This is a genomic window from Pseudomonas sp. JBR1 (genome assembly GCF_028198185.1).
Classification (GTDB): domain Bacteria; phylum Pseudomonadota; class Gammaproteobacteria; order Pseudomonadales; family Pseudomonadaceae; genus Chryseomonas; species Chryseomonas oryzihabitans_E.
Window position 1 is genome coordinate 2,541,225 of sequence record NZ_CP116340.1, and the last position, 16,514, is coordinate 2,557,738.

Sequence of the window (16,514 nt, forward strand, 5' to 3'; positions counted from 1 at the left end):
AAAGCCCGGCCTAGTGCCGGGCTTTTTCATGCCTTTGTAAAAACTGTGGTTGCTAGTCTTGGTTGGTAATGACGCGCCAAGTCTGGCGGCGACTGGGCGGCGACTTTCCAGGCAGACCGCCTTCCTGGGCTCTGCCATCACTACCATACATGGCCGTATCAGCCAGGGTACCTTCTAGGCTGAACCGACCGTCACCGTAGAGGAAAGGCACTATGCCACCAAGCAGACCGTCCAATTGAATACGTCCATAGACCGTGTCGAGTCCAAGATTGAATAGGCCACTGTTATTACCGCCGGTATAGGGGTTCAGGGCATAGAGGTAGGTGGTAACTCCAGCGGTACAGGCATCGGTACTAGGTATCAAGGAGCTCATTAACAGGGTGCTGTTGAATAGCTGGGGCTTGTTGATTACCAATTCGCCATTCAGAGGTAGATTAAGGTACCAACCTTGTTTGCCGTTGGCAGCCGTGGTGGAGTCATAGCTCACCACTGTCGTGGAAACAGTGTTCGCAGTACTGCTTACACTGGAACCGGCAGATCCGGTGTAGCTGATGCGTTGGTCGGTGCCCAAGGTCTGCTGCTGCAAGTTGGCGATCGTCAGCACCGGGGTACTGCCGGCTGCCGAACCATCGGTCTGGCGGTCCCAGATGCCATAGAGCGTCATGGCCTTGCTGGTGTTGGCGAGGGCGTCGCTGGCCTCGAGATATTTGCCGGTACCAAAGAGCACCAGATGTCCCGTTCCACTGGGGTGAGCCACCACTGAAGGACTGGCGGTGATGGGCTGGACGAAGTTGGTGGTGCCGGGCGCCACGCTGCTGGCCTGGGCGGTATAGAGTGGCCGCCCCCCGAAGGCGACACGGAAGTTGTCCGCTGCGGCCGTTGCGGTTAGGGAGGTGCCGATCAGATCGAAGCGCCAGAGATTGCCGTGGAGGTCACCGGCATAGGCGTAATCGGCAATCAGGTCGCCATCGACATCGGCCACGAAGGGCGAACTCAGGCCGTTGGGTGTGGCGATATTATCGCTGGCCGGCAAGGCCTTGATCAGGCTGCCGTCGGCCACGTTCATTACATAGAGCACGGCGTTGTCCTGGGCACTGTTGTAGCCATTGCTGACCACCACGCCCCAGCCGCCGGTATGCAGCCGGGTAATGACGGGCTGGGCGTAGGTGAAGCCCAGGTCCTTGTAGCTGGCGTCGGCGTCAGACTTTTCCCAAAGCAGCACCGGAGCATTTGGATTGGTGATGTCCAGCGCAAAGATGCCCCGCCCTCCCCCGCGCAGCGTGCCGATCAGTACCGTGCGCCAGGCCCCGTTGAAATAGACGTCCCCCACCACCGGCGTATTGTCGACATAGGACTGATGCCCGCCGCCGTTGTAGCTGCGCTCGGTCAGCCGGTTGAGAGTGCCGATGACGGCGCTGGGAACGAAGGCATAGACCTCCTGCCCCTGGTCGTTGAAGGCATGCAGCATGCCGTCGTTGGCACCCACATAGATACGTCGCTCACGGGCTGCATTGGTAGTGCGGAACGTGGCGTAGGAATTGTCGCCGACAGTCGCGTTCATCAGGGCGATGGGACTATTGGGACTGTCCACTACCACCGGTGAAGCATTCACGATGTCACCGAGGATATGGCTGCGCGGCCGGAACGCCGGCGTAGCCCCGGGAGCTTCCTGACCGCGATCTCCGCGAAGATAGTCCACCCGGCGACTGCCATAGGTGTCGGTGGCACCACCGGAGGTCCGGTTTAGGCTGGTCTGCTGGCTCGCGCTCAGATTCGCCCACGCGAAATCGGTCAAGGTACCACCCTTGGCCATATAGATTTTGCGCGTGGCAAAGGTGCTATTGCCGGTCGCGAAGCGGGTATCGAGATCTTGAGCTGCACTCCAGATTCGCGTACGGGTCGTGGCGGTACGCTGGTACTTTATGACATCTCCGCTCCAGTCCGCGCTGGAAAAGGAAGGCGCATAGGTAAAGAGCGCAGTGGTGTCACCTACCTGAGTAGGGGATACCGTCTGGCTGGCACCGACACTGGTGGACTGGGTGATCCGCGTAACGACCTTACCAAGGGAGGTAATCAGATCGCTGGCGTTTTCCGCGCTGAAGAACTCCCCCCGCGAGTTGATTGCAGCGTGCCAGAGATCGTAGACATTGTTCTGATTGACCGAATTATCCGCGCCGGCCACCGGCCAGGACGTGGTACCCGCTGCTAGTCCGGAATAACCTCCGGAAAAGGTATCTCCGCCCCAGGCCGGATTGACCAGGGCGCTGCTCAGCCCGATACCGACATAGAAGCCGGTCAGGTGCTGCCAGATCGCCGGATCGTTGCGCGGATTCCAGTAAGGGGAGAGCGTTCGGGTGCCCTGGGCCTCGTTAGTGCTGACTGTATTGTAGGGGGGCACCTTGTTGTCCAGGCCAGGCTGGGCATCAGTACGCCAATAGAGAAAGGCAAGATCCGCCAGGGTACTGGCCGTACCGTCTTGAAACGGTGCCTGAGGGGAGTATTGCTGCCCGTCTGGAAGGGTTGCAGCAGTGCCATCGACGTTGCCGGAATTCAGCGCGGAATTCCAGATGCCATCGGTGACCACCAAACTATAACTGGCGCGACATCCGTAGACCGGCGCTTCGCTGGTGCCAGGCTGAAAGGCATAGGGACTCTCATTGCCCGTAGTCTTGAGCAATTCCCCGACACGAGCAACGGCCTGCAGCAAGGGTGTGCTCTGGTTGTAGTAGACGTCGCCCAACCAAGTAAAGAAGGCAGCCCGATGCGCCCCGGTGAAGGGCCGTAAGCGATTGTCGTAAGCCGTCGAACTCGTGTTGCTGATACCACGGCAGTTGGCATTGGCCGTCACCAGAATGCAGCTATCACTGGTCCCCAGAGCCTGCCAACCAAGGCGGAGATTTTCCGAAGCATCCGCCAATGCCAGGTTTGTCGACGTCTGAGCCGCCAACGCTCGACTGCGATAGAAGGAATACCAATTGGCGAAGTTCTGCCGTTCGTCCGTGCCGTTGGGGCCGGAAGTGGCGCCGACCAGTACTCGCCGATAGCAGCCTTCGGTCTGCAGGGTAGCAGGAAGACAGGTACTGAGCGTCGTATCGTAGAGATAGTAATAGGCCTGTACGCCGGTGATAGCAGCAGAAATATTGGTATTGGCCGTGACCGTGTAGTTGACCGAGGAAATCAGCCCAAGGAAATCATAGTTCACATTACGAGCGCAGGTGACATTGCTGTAGGTAACGGCTGACGTGTTGGCGATGCTCGCCAAGCAGCCACCATTGAGCGCCCTCCCCGTGAGCAATCGCTCGAGCAAGGAGGCATCGCTAATGCTGACCTGGGCGCCGTTGATGTTCTCAGTGAAGCCGGTACCCAACAAAATGTTGAGCAGTGTGAGGGTGCCATAGGTCGAGCTGGTTCCATGGTAGGTGCCGCTACTGAAAAAATCCTGGGAAGGATTCTCTGCCAACATGCTCGGACTATTGTTCTGCAGCCCCGGATTTCCGTAAGAACTGCCCCGCGCCACATTGGGATCGGTAGTGACCAGATTGGGGTTGTAGCTCCAGCTCACGCGATAGTCGCTGGCCAAATTAACGCTACCCAGACTGGAGCGGTAGCCATTGACATAGGCGCTGGTGAAGCTGGTGCTCAGCCGCGTACGGGTCAGGCCACCAGCAGTGCTATAAGTAACCGCATAGGGTGCCGGATAGGTGATCGACGGGTTGTAATAGAGGCTGTTGAAGGCCGCGGACTTAGCTCGACGAGTCGGTCGGATGGCGTCGGTATTGGAGGCATCGGGCACTACCGCCATTTGCATACTGGTGGAATTATCCAAAGTAACGAACAGATTGGCGCCAACACTGTTAGCCAGGAATAGTGGCTGCTGACTGAGATTCAAGGCCGCGGCCTGAGCAATCGGCGCGGTCAGGGTCACCAGCAGGGTTAGGGACCCAGCACCTGACACGGCTCGCCTCATGGTACCTCCAGCAAGACGACACTCTGCAGAATGACCGGGAAGCGTCCGCCCCTGTCTTGAGCGACAGCAGTGACCCGAAACAGGTTGGTGGCCGGCGCGGAGACGTCGACCGAGTTGCTGCCGATAGCCGTTACCACCCAGCGCGGCGTCTGCACAAAAGAAGCACTGCCGTCGGAACCCCGATACGCCACGGTACGCGGCGTGGGTGCCAGAGGATCGCTTTGATTTGCCTGCAGCGCCGCGGCGGCCCAGGCCTGGGTCAAGGCACTGGTATTAAGGTCGCTGACCTTGGTCAGGATACAGAGGTCACCGCTAGGGGTTTTGGCGAACGCCTTGCTCAAGGTGGGCACGCTGTCGAGGCAGCTGGCGAAACCTGCACTGAACGCCGTGAAGGATGGCTGCTGACTGAGCGCCACCAATCGCCGCTCACCTTCGCGCAACGCCGCCTCCGCAGCATTGAAGGCCTGGGTGTTTTCCAGGGCAGCGCCGCCACTGCGGGCCTGCAGCAAGGTCTGACGCATGCTGGAGGCAGCCAGCAGCGACAGCAGCAATAACATCACCAGAGCGATCAGCAAGGTCGCACCGCGTTGCCTGACGCTGACTCGACTCATAGCGCAAGATTCCTCAGGGTGACGGTACTCTGCAGTATCTGCATGGGTCGACTGGTGTCAGCGATCTGTAGCCCTGTCAGGGTTTGCCAGTTGGCAGCCGCGTTGCTGGCCACGTCACTGGGTAGCGCCTCACGGGTGTTGAGTAGCGCCGCATAACGCACCGCGGGCGCATCCGCCTTGGGTGGAATGGACCAGCGGAAGTCCTGCAACCCCTGCACCAGCACCTCGCTACCTTTGAAGGTTAGAATGCCCTCTCGTTCGCTCCAGACCGTGCATCTCAGCGTGCCATTGCCTGGGATATCGCTTGCCGTGTATCGCAGCTTTATCAAGATATTACCGCCGGTGTTGAGATTCACCCGAGGAATGACATTACCCAGGCAATCCAGGTCCTTGCCGTCCAGCGCCCCCTGATAGCGAATGCAGACCCCGGTAGGCACCTCTACGCTGTCCGTAGTCGCGCCAATGGTAACGCCAGGGTCAAAGACAGGGCATTTGATGCCATCGACTAGATCTTCCTTGGAGTCAATCCTGGGAAAGGCCGCCTCCAAATTGCCCTGATAGCGGATGTCGGCGCGGAAGCCGGTGCGCGCGAGTTGCCGATCAAGTACCTGCAAGGTCAACTGGGCATTGTTGCGATTGCCGGTCTGGCCTTGCTGGAAGAGAAAACTGCGCTTGTTGTTGATATAGATCTGCGAGACGCCCAGCACCAGGAAGGTACCCACGGTCAGGGCGATCATCATCTCGATGAGTGAAAAACCCTTCTGTCCACGCGATATGATGAGCATGGCCTACAACTCCGAGCGCAAGGCGTAGTAGCAGACGCCCTTGGGACAATTCAGCGAATCGCTGCTGACGTCCTGCCAGGCCACCACCACCATTACCGGTGCCACCGCCGTGGTCTCGCAGGCCTTGAGCGGTGTGGTATTGCCGGAGGGATCGGTGGACGGTAGCGGCGGTATGCCGGACGCCGGACAGACTGCAAAACTGCTGGCGATCAGAGCGTCCGTGACCGGCAACAAGGCTTTCACCTGATTCAGCCAGCAGCCCAGATCCTGCCCCGCCACCGTTTCGCCTCCCGCGGATCGATCCCGGTTTAGGCAGGTCTTGCCGGCATCCAGCGCCCTGGTGCGGAAATTAGTCCCGGGCTGCTTGATATAGGCCCCGTCGATCTTGACCTTGTCACTGGCCACTAGCTGATCGCGATTGCTGCGCATGAGTTCAAGCAAGTCATTGGCCAGTACCATGGCGTTACTGCGCTGCACCGAATCCTGAGACAGTGCCACGCTGCGCGTCTGCAGGGCCACCATGCCAAGTACGCCGATGCAGATGATCACCAGGCTGACCAGCACCTCGATCATGCTGAATCCACACTGCTGGCGCCTCATCTAGCTGCACCCCACGGTACTGGGACGATTAGGCACGTAGTCGATCACGCTCAGCACTCCACCCTGGCTGAGCGTGAATTGCTTGCCCTGGGTGAGTGCATTGGTAGCGCAGACGCGAATGGTGGCCTCGCCAGTCAATTTCAAACTGCCGTTGGGCTGGAAGGTCAGACTGGCGAGCGGAGTGCCGCCCACGGCTCCGGTCCCATTGACGCCGTTGCCCAATCCGCCACTGTACTGGCGCAAGACCTCCGCAGTCGGTAGCACGACCGTCTTGGCCGTAGTGATCTTCAGTGCACCCATCCAACCATTGGCATCTTCTGGATCGGTGGTGACGATGACATTCACACCCCGACTCATGGCCTCACTGCGCGCGTAATAAAGGGCACGCTGCAATTCCCCAGCCGCCGCCTGGACTCGATTACTCTGCACCAGATTGGCAAAGCCAGGTGCCGCCAGCGCCGTGACGATGCCCAGCAGCGCTACGACCACCAGTACTTCGATGAGAGTGAAACCCAAGAGGCGTTTTGACTGCATCCCCGCCGCCTAGAAACCCGTTGTCTCACCTGAGCGTAGCCAGCCTACAAAGCGTCGTTACTACCGAATATCGGCTCGATAGGCGTGAGATGTCGCTTGAATCAAGGGGTTCGATGGAGATGGCCGGGTTAGAGCGCTGCGCGAAAGGAAAAGGGATTTTCAGCAAGAGAACAGGAAAGCTTTACTCGCTTGTCCCGGCACGAAAGCCATTGCTGAGTGATGACGAATCGGCGGCGAATGGCCTGCCCCGCCGCTTCATTCGAACGTGGCGCAGGTGAACAACATACAGAAAAGGCTGCCCCAGAAACGCAAAAACCCTCCTTGCGGAGGGTTCCTGGTAGAAATGGTGGGTCGTGTAGGATTCGAACCTACGACCAATTGGTTAAAAGCCAACTGCTCTACCAACTGAGCTAACGACCCAAATATGGTCGGGGTAGGGGGATTCGAACTCCCGACATCCTGCTCCCAAAGCAGGCGCGCTACCGGGCTGCGCTATACCCCGAAACTGGAAGTGGCTCCGCGACCTGGACTCGAACCAGGGACCCAATGATTAACAGTCATTTGCTCTACCGACTGAGCTATCGCGGAACTTCGGTCTTCCAACCCCGCTTACCGTAAAGCCCTTCAGGCTTTGCCGTAAGTGAGGTGCGCCATTTTACGGAAGTAGAAACAGACGTCAACACCTAGCCTGCTGTTTTTTCACAAATTTATGTAGAAAGCCGGGCGACCTTGAAGTCGCCCGGTGTTTTCCTAGGCAAAGACGATCTCGTCATCCTCCACACTGCCCTGAATCCGGCTGCCCGGCGCGAAAGCGCCAGACAGGATGCGCTGGGCCAGCGGGTTCTCGATCCAGCGCTGGATAGCCCGCTTCAGCGGACGCGCGCCGTAGACCGGGTCGTAGCCCACCGCGACCAGCTTGTCCAAGGCCTCGGGCGTCAGTTCCAGCTGCAGATCGCGCTCGGCCAGTCGCTGCCGCAGGTGCTGCAACTGGATCTCGGCGATGCCGGCGATCTGCTCGCGGCCCAAGGGCTCGAACACCACCACCTCGTCGATCCGGTTGATGAACTCGGGGCGGAAATGGCTCGCTACCGCATCCATCACCGCCGCGCGCTGGGCGTCGGGGTCGCCGACCAGTTCCTGAATCTGCGCCGAGCCCAGGTTCGAAGTCATGACGATCACCGCGTTACGGAAATCCACCGTCCGGCCCTGGCTGTCGGTCAGACGGCCGTCGTCCAACACCTGCAGGAGGATATTGAAGACGTCCGGATGGGCCTTCTCCACTTCGTCCAGCAGGACCACCGAATAAGGTTTGCGCCGTACGGCCTCGGTCAGGTAACCGCCCTCCTCATAACCGACATAGCCGGGCGGCGCACCGATCAGCCGAGCCACGGAGTGCTTCTCCATGAACTCGGACATGTCGATGCGCACCATGGCGTCTTCGGTATCGAAGAGAAACTCCGCCAGCGACTTGCATAGCTCGGTCTTGCCCACCCCGGTCGGGCCGAGGAAGAGGAAGGAGCCGCTGGGGCGATTCGGATCGGACAGCCCCGCCCGCGACCGGCGCACGGCATTGGCCACCGCGGTGACCGCCTCGTCCTGGCCGATCACCCTGTTGTGCAGGGCGTCTTCCATGCGCAAGAGCTTGTCGCGCTCACCTTCGAGCATCTTGCTGACCGGGATGCCGGTCCACTTGGAGACCACCTCGGCGATCTCGTCTTCGGTGACCTTGTTGCGCAGGAGCTGGTTGGCCGGCTTCTCGTGCTGGTCGACCATCTGCAGGCTGCGCTCCAGATCGGGGATGGTGCCGTACTGCAGCTCGGCCATACGGTTGAGGTCACCCTTGCGACGGGCTGCCTCCAGCTCGATGCGTGCCTGTTCGATGCGCTGCTGCAGCTGGGCAGAGTCCTGCACCTCGGCTTTCTCGGCCTTCCAGATCTCTTCCAGGTCGGCGTATTCCTGCTCGAGGCGGGCGATGTCTTCGTCGAGCTTTTCCAGACGCTTGCGCGCGGCCTCGTCCTCTTCCTTCTTCAATGCCTGGCGCTCCACCTTGAGCTGGATCAGCCGGCGGTCCAGACGATCCAGCGCCTCGGGCTTGGAATCGATCTCCATGCGGATGCGGCTGGCGGCTTCGTCGATCAGGTCGATGGCCTTGTCCGGCAGCTGGCGATCGGTGATGTAGCGATGGGACAGCTTGGCCGCGGCGATGATGGCGCCGTCGGTGATGGCTACCTTATGGTGCACCTCGTAGCGCTCCTTGAGGCCACGCAGGATGGCAATGGTGTCTTCTTCACTCGGCTCATCCACCAGCACCTTCTGGAAGCGCCGCTCAAGGGCCGCGTCCTTCTCGATGAACTGGCGATACTCGTCGAGGGTAGTGGCACCGACACAATGCAGCTCGCCACGGGCCAGGGCCGGCTTGAGCATGTTGCCGGCATCCATGGCGCCCTCGGCCTTGCCGGCGCCGACCATGGTATGCAGTTCGTCAATGAACAGGATGATGCGGCCTTCCTGCTTGCCCAGTTCGTTGAGCACACCTTTCAGACGCTCCTCGAACTCGCCGCGGAACTTGGCACCAGCGATCAGGGCACCCATGTCCAGCGCCAGCAGGCGCTTGTCCTTGAGGCCGTCAGGCACCTCGCCGTTGATGATGCGCTGGGCCAGGCCTTCGGCGATGGCGGTCTTGCCGACGCCAGGCTCGCCGATCAGCACCGGGTTGTTCTTGGTCCGGCGCTGCAGGACCTGGATGGTGCGGCGGATCTCGTCGTCACGGCCGATCACCGGATCGAGCTTGCCGTCCTCGGCGCGCTTGGTGAGGTCGACGGTGAACTTGTCCAGGGCCTTGCGGCTGTCCTCGGCATTGGGGTCGTTGACCGCTTCGCCACCGCGCAGGTTGTTGATGGCGTTCTCCAGCGCCTTGCGCGAAACGCCCTGCCCCAGCAGCAACTTGCCGAGACGGGTGTTCTCGTCCATGGCGGCGAGCAGGACCAGTTCACTGGAGATGAACTGGTCACCCTTCTGCTGGGCCAGGCGATCGGCCTGGTTGAGCAGACGCGCCAGGTCCTGGGAGAGATTCACGTCGCCCGTGGGCGTCTGGATCTTGGGCAGCTTGTCCAGCTCTTCGGCCAGGGTCTTGCGCAAGCTGGCGAGATCGAAGCCGACCTGGCGCAGCAGCGGGGAAATGGAACCACCCTGCTGTTCGAGCAGAGCGGAGAACAGGTGTAGCGGCTCGATGGCCGGATGGTCATGGCCGACGGCCAAGGACTGGGCATCCGCTAGGGCGAGCTGCAGTTTGCTGGTAAAACGGTCTATACGCATGGGCAAGGTCCTATCTGAAACGCGGGACAGCGCGGCAGACGGCGCTTTCGATTACCCGCGGGAATGACCTTTAGATAGGGGCGATGCGTAACGATTCAAGCCAAAGAGGCTTGACATCCCGAAAAAAGACCTAGGGATTGATCCAGATCAGGCTAGCGAAGCGACCCGTGCGAGAGGCATGCCGATAGGAAAAGAAGCGCTGGTGATCAGCGAAGGTATCGAAGCCGCCGCCATATACCGCAGTGATGCCCTGGGCAGCGAGCCGCAGGCGAGCCAGGGCGTAGAGATCACCCAGGTACTTGTCTCCGCCTCGCGCCATGAAGCAGCGTTCCGCCTCGGCGTGCTGGGCGATGAAAGCCTCGCGTACCTCGGCGCCCACTTCGAAGCTGGCCGGCCCAATGGCCGGGCCCAACCAGACCAGCACCTCGGCGGGCGCTACCTCCAGGCTGGCGGCGGCAGCTTCCAGTACGCCACCGGCCAGACCGCGCCAGCCGGCATGAGCCGCCGCGACGCGCGAACCATCGCGGCGACAGAACAACGCCGGCAGGCAATCCGCGGTCATCATGGTCACGGCAACGCCGGGCGTCTCAGTCCACGCGGCATCGGCGCACAGCACCCGAGCCGGATCGGCCTCGACCACGTCGGTGCCGTGCACCTGTTCGAGCCAGGCCGGCTGGCAGCCAAGCGCCTCGCCCAGGCGCCGACGATTTTCCGCGACTGCCGCCGGATCGTCGCCGACGTGGTTACCGAGGTTGAAGCTAGCGAAAGGCGGCTGGCTGACACCACCGGCACGGGTGGTGACGCAGGCCTGGACGCCGACCGGCGCCGGCCAGTCCGGCCGCAGCCAGTCAGCGCCTGTCACTCGAAGGACTCCCGGTCCTGGCGCAACAGATCGAGCAGCCAGACCAGATCTTCCGGCAGCGGCGATTCCCAGCGCAGACGCTCACCAGTCACCGGATGATCCAGTTCGAGAAAGCGGGCATGCAGCGCTTGGCGCGGAAACTCGCGCAGGGTCTTGATCAGGGTCGGATTGGTCGCTGGCGGAATCTTGAAGCGACCACCGTAGACCGGATCGCCTACCAGGGGGAAACCGACGTGGGTCATGTGCACGCGGATCTGGTGGGTCCGGCCGGTCTCCAGCTTGACCCGGGTATGGGTATAGGCGCGGAAGCGCTCCAGCACCCGGTAGTGACTGACGGCGGGCTTGCCACCGGCGATCACCGCCATCTGCTGACGCCGCTGCGAATGCCGACCAATGGGGGCATTGACCGTGCTCCCGGCGACGATCACCCCGGCGACGATGGCTTCGTAGATGCGGCTCACCGACCGCGCCTGCAGCTGGGCGACCAGGTGGGTATGGGCCTCCAGGGTCTTGGCCACCACCATGAGACCGGTGGTGTCCTTGTCCAGGCGATGGACGATACCGGCGCGCGGCACGCTTTCCAGTCCCGGCACATGGTGCAGCAAGGCATTGAGCAGGGTGCCATCGGCGTGGCCAGCGGCCGGATGCACCACCAGCCCGGCCGGCTTGTCGAGCACCAGCAGGTGATCGTCTTCGTAGACGATGTCCAGCTCGATGTCCTGGGCAACCCACTCGCCCTGGGCTTCGCGCTCGGCACGCAGTGCCAGCTGGGCCCCGCCGTGCACGGTGTCACGTGGGCGCAGCACGGCGCCATCGACGGTCAGGCTGCCATCCTTGATCCAGGTGGCGAGACGCGAGCGGGAGTGTTCGGCGAACAACTGGGCAGCGACCTGATCGAGGCGCTGGCCACCAAGTTCGTAGGGGACTTCGGCATTGAGAACGATGGATTCGGACATGGATCTGCGCGGGCAATGGCGGGGCTTTTGGAATCGGCCCGACCCTGTGGTTAAATACGGCGACTTTTTTGCCCCGGCATTCCGGGTCGATCATCATAACAGGACGGTTCCGGCCCCGTCACAGGCTAGGTGAGTGCCTTCCGCCCTCATCCCTGCACCGCCGACCGTTTCGGGGAATCCAAGCCGCCATGCAATTGAAGCACCTGCTGCTGGTCACCAGCCTAGTCCTCACCGCCGCCTGCTCCTCGAAAGCGCCCGAGGTTCCGGAAAACATGCCGGAAGGCGAGCTCTATACTCAGGCTCAGCGCGATATCTCCAACAGCAGCTACACGGACGCCATTAGCAAGCTGAAGGCCCTGGAGTCGCGCTATCCCTTCGGTCGCTATGCCGAACAGGCCCAGCTGGAGCTGATCTACGCCAACTACAAGAATGGCGAGCCCGAGGCAGCGCGCACGGCGGCGGATCGCTTCATCCGCCTGCACCCGCAGCACCCTAATGTCGACTACGCCTATTACATGAAGGGCGTGTCTTCCTTCGAACAGGACCGCGGCCTGCTGGCGCGCTTCCTGCCGCTGGACATGACCAAGCGTGATCCGGGCGCGGCGCGTGACTCCTTCAATGACTTCGCCCAGTTCGCCAGCCGCTTCCCCAACAGCCGCTACGCGCCGGACGCCAAGGCGCGCATGGTCTACCTGCGCAACCTGCTGGCGGCCTACGACGTGCATGTCGGCCACTACTACCTGACCCGCAAGGCCTATGTGGCCGCCGCCAACCGCGGCCGCTACGTGGTCGAGAACTTCCAGGGCACGCCGTCCGTGGGTGACGGCCTGGCGATCATGACCGAAGCCTACAAGCACCTGGGCCTCAACGACCTGGCGGCCACCAGCCTGGAAACCCTCAAGCTCAACTACCCGGACAACGTCAGCCTCAAGGATGGCGAATTCCAGCTGCGCGAGCCGGACGACAAGGATCAGCAGCGCTCTTGGCTGACCCGCGCGACCCTGGGCCTGATCGATCGCCCGAGCGATCCGCTGCCGCCCGGTGAGACCCGTGCCAGCCAGGACATCCAGCGCAAGTACCAGGAAGAGCGTGACAACCTGGCGCCCGAGCTGCGCATCGTCGACCCGGCCGAAGCCGAAAAGGCCGGTGGCGCGACGCCGGCTCCGGCCAAGCGTTCCTGGTTCAGCCGCCTGACCTTTGGTCTGTTCGACTGATCCAGCACCAGACGTGAAAAAGGGGAAGCCAGTGGCTTCCCCTTTTTATTGCGTCAGCTTCTGATCGTGAAGACTGACGCCGGATCAGAAATCCGGCGCCACGTATCCTAGTCGCCTATCCGCCAGCCCGAGGTGATGGGATAGCGCCGGTCACGACCGAAGCCGCGTTCGGTCACGCGCGCCCCGACTGCCGCCTGTCGTCGCTTGTACTCGTTGAGATCTACCAGGCGAAGCACCTTGCACACCATTTCCTCATCGAAACCGGCGGCGACGATATCCGCCGCCGACAGATCCTGCTCGACATACAGCCGCAGGATCTCGTCGAGCACCGGATAGGGCGGTAGCGAATCCTCGTCCTTCTGATCCGGCGACAGCTCCGCCGACGGTGGCCGGTCGATCACCCGCTGGGGAATCACCTCGCCATGGCGATTACGGTACTTACAGAGACGGAACACCAGGGTCTTGGGCACGTCCTTGAGCACATCGAAGCCACCGGCCATATCGCCATAGAGAGTGGCATAGCCCACCGCCATCTCACTCTTGTTACCGGTAGTGAGCACCAGATAGCCCTTCTTGTTGGAAATGGCCATCAGCAGGGTGCCACGACAGCGCGCCTGCAGATTCTCTTCGGTGGTGTCCCGACCGAGCCCGGCGAATTCGCCGGCGAGGGTCTGCTGGAAGGCTTCGACCATGGGTGCGATGGGCAGGACGCTGTAGCGCACCCCCAGCGTCTTGGCCTCGGCCTCGGCGTCTTCCAGGCTGATCTGGGCGGTATAGTGGTAGGGCATCATCACCGCCTCTACCTGCTCCGCGCCCAGGGCATCCGCAGCGACCGCCAGTACCAGGGCCGAGTCGATGCCGCCGGACAGGCCCAGCAGCACCCCCTTGAAGCCGTTCTTGCGCACGTAGTCGCGCACGCCAAGCACCAGGGCGTCATAGACGCTGGCCTCCAACGAAGCCAACGGTGCGAGCTCCGCAGGCTGCGTCTTCAGGTCCCTATCGAAGACCACCGGATAGAGTCCCTCGACGAAGGCGGGTGCCCGCTGGCTGACCTGGCCCTGGGCATCCACCACGAAGGAGTGGCCATCGAACACCAGCTCGTCCTGCCCCCCTACCTGATTGACGTAGACCACCGGCATGCCGCCTTCGCGGGCACGTTCGCCTACCACGGCTTCACGCTCCAGCTGTTTGCCGCCATGGAAGGGCGAGGCGTTGAGGTTGAGCATCAGCCGCGCCCCGGCCGCTCGCGCCTTGGCCATGGGCTCGGCGAACCAGATGTCTTCGCAGATGGTGACGCCAATGGGCACGCCCTGATAGTCGAATACCGCGGCACTGTCGCCTGGCTCGAAATAGCGCTTTTCATCGAACACCTGATAGTTGGGCAGTTGCTGCTTGCGATAGAAGGTCAACTCGGCGCCGTCACAATAGACCGCACAGGCGTTGAAACGGCGCCCCTCCTCCAGCCAGGGAAAGCCCACCAGCACATGGATGCCGGCGATCTCCTGACGAATTCGCTGCAGACCCTGCTCGATCCGGCGCTGCATGCTCGATCGCAGCAGCAGATCTTCCGGCGGATAGCCACACAGCGACAATTCCGGGAAAACGATGAGCTCGCCCTGCCACCGATCACGGGCCTCATGGGCCGCGGCGATGATCCTTTCCACGTTGCCGTGGATGTCGCCGACCTTGAGGTTCAATTGCGCCATCACGACCTTCAGCAGCTGACTCATGCACTCTTCCTTGCCCGATTTATCCCCACATTTTCCCGCATGCAGCGAAGCGGGACAATCGATGCCATAGGGGGCTCACCCGCTGCGGCGGCCCTGCTAAACTTCCCGTTCCTTCACGCTGCGAGATCGCCATGGGTCTGCTTCGCCTGCTGTTGTGGCTCGTCCTCCTGGGCGCGCTGTTCTGGATGATCAGGCGCTGGTGGCGCGGCAAGACGCAGACGCCGGCTGGCAAGTCGCGTCAGCTGCCGCCCCAGGCCATGGTGCGCTGCGCCCATTGCGGGGTCCATGTGCCCCAGGAAAGAGCCCTGGCCGATGGCGAAGGCCAGCGCTGGTATTGCAGCGCCGAACATCGCCGGTTGCAGCATGAGCAACGCAGCTGATCCAGGCATCCTGAGAGCCGACGCGGTCCTGCGGCTCTACCATCTCTACCGCATCGTCATCGGCCTGGCACTGGTGGTGCTGATCTCCAACGACCTGGATCAACACTGGCTGCGCACCGTTGATGGCCACCTGTTCCGCCAGGCCAGCTGGGCCTATCTCGCCACCAACGCCGTGCTCGCGGTCGGCCATCGACTACTGCGCGGTCGCGCCTTCACCCTGGCGTTGATCGATATTCTCGCCCTCGGCGGGCTGTTCTTCCTCGCTGGCGGCATCGCCAGCGGCATGGGCAGCCTGCTGGTGGTGACCGTCGGGGTGTCCAATGTCCTGATCCGCGGTCGACGCGGCCTACTGATCGCCGCCCTGGCCGCCATCGCCCTGCTGCTGGCGACCGGCTATCTCGACCTGCGCCGCGGCGACAGCGGCAGCGGTTACGTCCAGGCGGCTGGCCTGGGCACCCTCTGCTTCGCCACGGCGCTGCTGGTACAGGGACTGGTCCGGCGCTTGCTGGACAGCCAGGCCCTGGCCGAAACCCGGGCCACCGCCGTAGCCGAGCTGGAGGCCCTCAACGCCCTCATCCTCGAGCGCATGCGCACCGGCATCCTGGTCTTCGATGCCGAATACCAGGTGCTGCTGGCCAATCCAGCAGCCCGTCGCCTGCTGGGCGTGGACGACGAAGACACCATCACGCCGCTGACCCTAGGGCTGGCCCAGCGGCTGGAAGAATGGGAGCGCAATCCCAGCATCCGCCCCGCACCCTGGCGCGCCTATGCCAACGGCCCGCTGCTGCAGCCCAGCTTCGCACACCTGCAGCAGGGCGAAGGCGAGCGGGTCCTGACCTTTCTCGAAGACGTCTCGCGCATCGCCCAGCAGGCCCAGCAACTCAAGCTCGCCTCCCTTGGCCGCCTCACCGCCGGCATCGCCCACGAGATCCGCAATCCGCTGGGCGCCATCAGTCATGCAGCGCAATTGCTGCAGGAGTCCGAAGAGCTGACCACGCCGGATCGGCGCCTGGCGCAGATCATCCAGGACCAGTCGCGGCGGATGAATCGCGTGGTGGAAAACGTCCTGCAGTTGTCCCGCCGCCGGCAGTCGGCGCCGCAGCTGATCGACCTGCGCTACTGGGCACACCGCTTCGCCGGTGAGCTGCGCCCTACCCTGCCCGCCGGCCAGACCCTGCACGTCAAGACCGAGCCCGGCACCCTGCAGACGCACATGGACCCCCACCAGCTGGGCCAGATCCTGACCAACCTGGTGCAGAACGGCCTGCGCTACAGCTGCCAGAAGCACGGCATCGGCCAGGTCTGGCTAAGCACCTACCGCGACCCGGAAAGCGATCTCCCCATCCTCGAAGTGGTCGACGATGGGCCGGGGGTTGCCGCCGAACAGCTCGATCACCTGTTCGAGCCCTTCTTCACCACCGAGAACAAGGGGACCGGACTTGGCCTGTACATCTCCCGCGAGCTTTGCGAGAGCAACCAGGCCAGACTTGGCTATCATCCCTTGGCGAATGGCAGCTGTTTTCGCATCACCTTCGCCCATCCCCGCACAATGAGCTGAGC

The 16,514-nt window shown here is 62.3% G+C and carries 12 protein-coding genes and 3 tRNA genes; 3 read left to right on the plus strand and 12 right to left on the minus strand.

Annotated elements, in window-relative coordinates; all coding sequences use genetic code 11:
* Positions 1-52: 52 nt before the first annotated feature.
* From PJ259_RS11765 to rluD, 11 genes are all read right to left on the minus strand, one after another.
* Entirely contained in the window at positions 53-3,967 is a 3,915-nt protein-coding gene (locus tag PJ259_RS11765) for a pilus assembly protein (protein WP_271652938.1), read from the minus strand.
* Positions 3,964-4,578, minus strand: coding sequence for a pilus assembly PilX family protein (locus tag PJ259_RS11770; RefSeq protein WP_271652939.1), 615 nt, complete (start codon positions 4,576-4,578; stop codon positions 3,964-3,966). Before PJ259_RS11770 ends, PJ259_RS11765 begins: the two co-directional genes overlap by 4 nt.
* Positions 4,575-5,363 (minus strand): PilW family protein, encoded by a 789-nt coding sequence (locus PJ259_RS11775; RefSeq protein WP_271652940.1) that lies wholly within the window; start codon positions 5,361-5,363, stop codon positions 4,575-4,577. The genes PJ259_RS11770 and PJ259_RS11775 overlap by 4 nt, the downstream gene beginning before the upstream one ends.
* A gap of 3 nt (positions 5,364-5,366) precedes the next feature.
* The gene (gene pilV / locus PJ259_RS11780) at positions 5,367-5,963 is read right to left on the minus strand and encodes a type IV pilus modification protein PilV (protein WP_271652941.1); all 597 of its coding nucleotides are present in this window, start codon (positions 5,961-5,963) and stop codon (positions 5,367-5,369) included.
* A complete protein-coding gene (locus PJ259_RS11785) occupies positions 5,964-6,497 on the minus strand; it encodes a GspH/FimT family pseudopilin (RefSeq protein ID WP_271652942.1) in 534 nt (177 codons plus the stop codon).
* Positions 6,498-6,841: 344 nt separating this feature from the next.
* Positions 6,842-6,917 (minus strand) — tRNA-Lys (locus tag PJ259_RS11790).
* 5 nt (positions 6,918-6,922) lie between these two features.
* Positions 6,923-6,999 (minus strand) — tRNA-Pro (locus PJ259_RS11795).
* Between the two features lie 10 nt (positions 7,000-7,009).
* Positions 7,010-7,085, minus strand: a tRNA-Asn gene (locus tag PJ259_RS11800).
* A 162-nt stretch (positions 7,086-7,247) separates the two neighbouring features.
* On the minus strand, positions 7,248-9,812 hold the full coding sequence (clpB, locus tag PJ259_RS11805) for an ATP-dependent chaperone ClpB (protein ID WP_059316086.1): 2,565 nt from the start codon (positions 9,810-9,812) through the stop codon (positions 7,248-7,250).
* Between the two features lie 130 nt (positions 9,813-9,942).
* Positions 9,943-10,674 (minus strand): peptidoglycan editing factor PgeF, encoded by a 732-nt coding sequence (gene pgeF, locus PJ259_RS11810; RefSeq protein WP_271652943.1) that lies wholly within the window; start codon positions 10,672-10,674, stop codon positions 9,943-9,945.
* Positions 10,671-11,630 (minus strand): 23S rRNA pseudouridine(1911/1915/1917) synthase RluD, encoded by a 960-nt coding sequence (rluD, locus tag PJ259_RS11815; RefSeq protein WP_271652944.1) that lies wholly within the window; start codon positions 11,628-11,630, stop codon positions 10,671-10,673. The genes pgeF and rluD overlap by 4 nt, the downstream gene beginning before the upstream one ends.
* 188 nt (positions 11,631-11,818) lie before the next feature.
* On the opposite strand from rluD, the gene PJ259_RS11820 reads away from it, so the two are divergent.
* Positions 11,819-12,844: an outer membrane protein assembly factor BamD gene (locus tag PJ259_RS11820; RefSeq protein WP_271652945.1), complete on the plus strand. Its 1,026-nt coding sequence runs from the start codon at positions 11,819-11,821 to the stop codon at positions 12,842-12,844.
* A gap of 107 nt (positions 12,845-12,951) precedes the next feature.
* Here the strand turns inward: PJ259_RS11820 and PJ259_RS11825 are convergent, their stop codons facing one another.
* Positions 12,952-14,574, minus strand: a complete 1,623-nt coding sequence (locus PJ259_RS11825; RefSeq protein ID WP_271652946.1) for an NAD+ synthase — start codon at positions 14,572-14,574, stop codon at positions 12,952-12,954.
* 131 nt (positions 14,575-14,705) lie between these two features.
* On the opposite strand from PJ259_RS11825, the gene PJ259_RS11830 reads away from it, so the two are divergent.
* Together PJ259_RS11830 and PJ259_RS11835 are read left to right on the plus strand one after the other, a co-directional pair.
* Positions 14,706-14,954 (plus strand): PP0621 family protein, encoded by a 249-nt coding sequence (locus PJ259_RS11830; RefSeq protein ID WP_271652947.1) that lies wholly within the window; start codon positions 14,706-14,708, stop codon positions 14,952-14,954.
* Complete coding sequence (locus tag PJ259_RS11835) at positions 14,938-16,512, plus strand: sensor histidine kinase (RefSeq protein ID WP_271652948.1); 1,575 nt, start codon at positions 14,938-14,940, stop codon at positions 16,510-16,512. Before PJ259_RS11830 ends, PJ259_RS11835 begins: the two co-directional genes overlap by 17 nt.
* Positions 16,513-16,514: the final 2 nt, after the last annotated feature.

Bases quoted from the DNA above. Each gene is read 5' to 3' on its own strand.
- PJ259_RS11765 (WP_271652938.1), bottom strand. From the start codon at position 3,967: ATGAGGCGAGCCGTGTCAGGTGCTGGGTCCCTAACCCTGCTGGTGACC.
- PJ259_RS11770 (WP_271652939.1), bottom strand. From the start codon at position 4,578: ATGAGTCGAGTCAGCGTCAGGCAACGCGGTGCGACCTTGCTGATCGCT.
- PJ259_RS11775 (WP_271652940.1), bottom strand. From the start codon at position 5,363: ATGCTCATCATATCGCGTGGACAGAAGGGTTTTTCACTCATCGAGATG.
- pilV (WP_271652941.1), bottom strand. From the start codon at position 5,963: ATGAGGCGCCAGCAGTGTGGATTCAGCATGATCGAGGTGCTGGTCAGC.
- PJ259_RS11785 (WP_271652942.1), bottom strand. From the start codon at position 6,497: ATGCAGTCAAAACGCCTCTTGGGTTTCACTCTCATCGAAGTACTGGTG.
- clpB (WP_059316086.1), bottom strand. From the start codon at position 9,812: ATGCGTATAGACCGTTTTACCAGCAAACTGCAGCTCGCCCTAGCGGAT.
- rluD (WP_271652944.1), bottom strand. From the start codon at position 11,630: ATGTCCGAATCCATCGTTCTCAATGCCGAAGTCCCCTACGAACTTGGT.
- PJ259_RS11820 (WP_271652945.1), top strand. From the start codon at position 11,819: ATGCAATTGAAGCACCTGCTGCTGGTCACCAGCCTAGTCCTCACCGCC.
- PJ259_RS11825 (WP_271652946.1), bottom strand. From the start codon at position 14,574: ATGAGTCAGCTGCTGAAGGTCGTGATGGCGCAATTGAACCTCAAGGTC.
- PJ259_RS11830 (WP_271652947.1), top strand. From the start codon at position 14,706: ATGGGTCTGCTTCGCCTGCTGTTGTGGCTCGTCCTCCTGGGCGCGCTG.
- PJ259_RS11835 (WP_271652948.1), top strand. From the start codon at position 14,938: ATGAGCAACGCAGCTGATCCAGGCATCCTGAGAGCCGACGCGGTCCTG.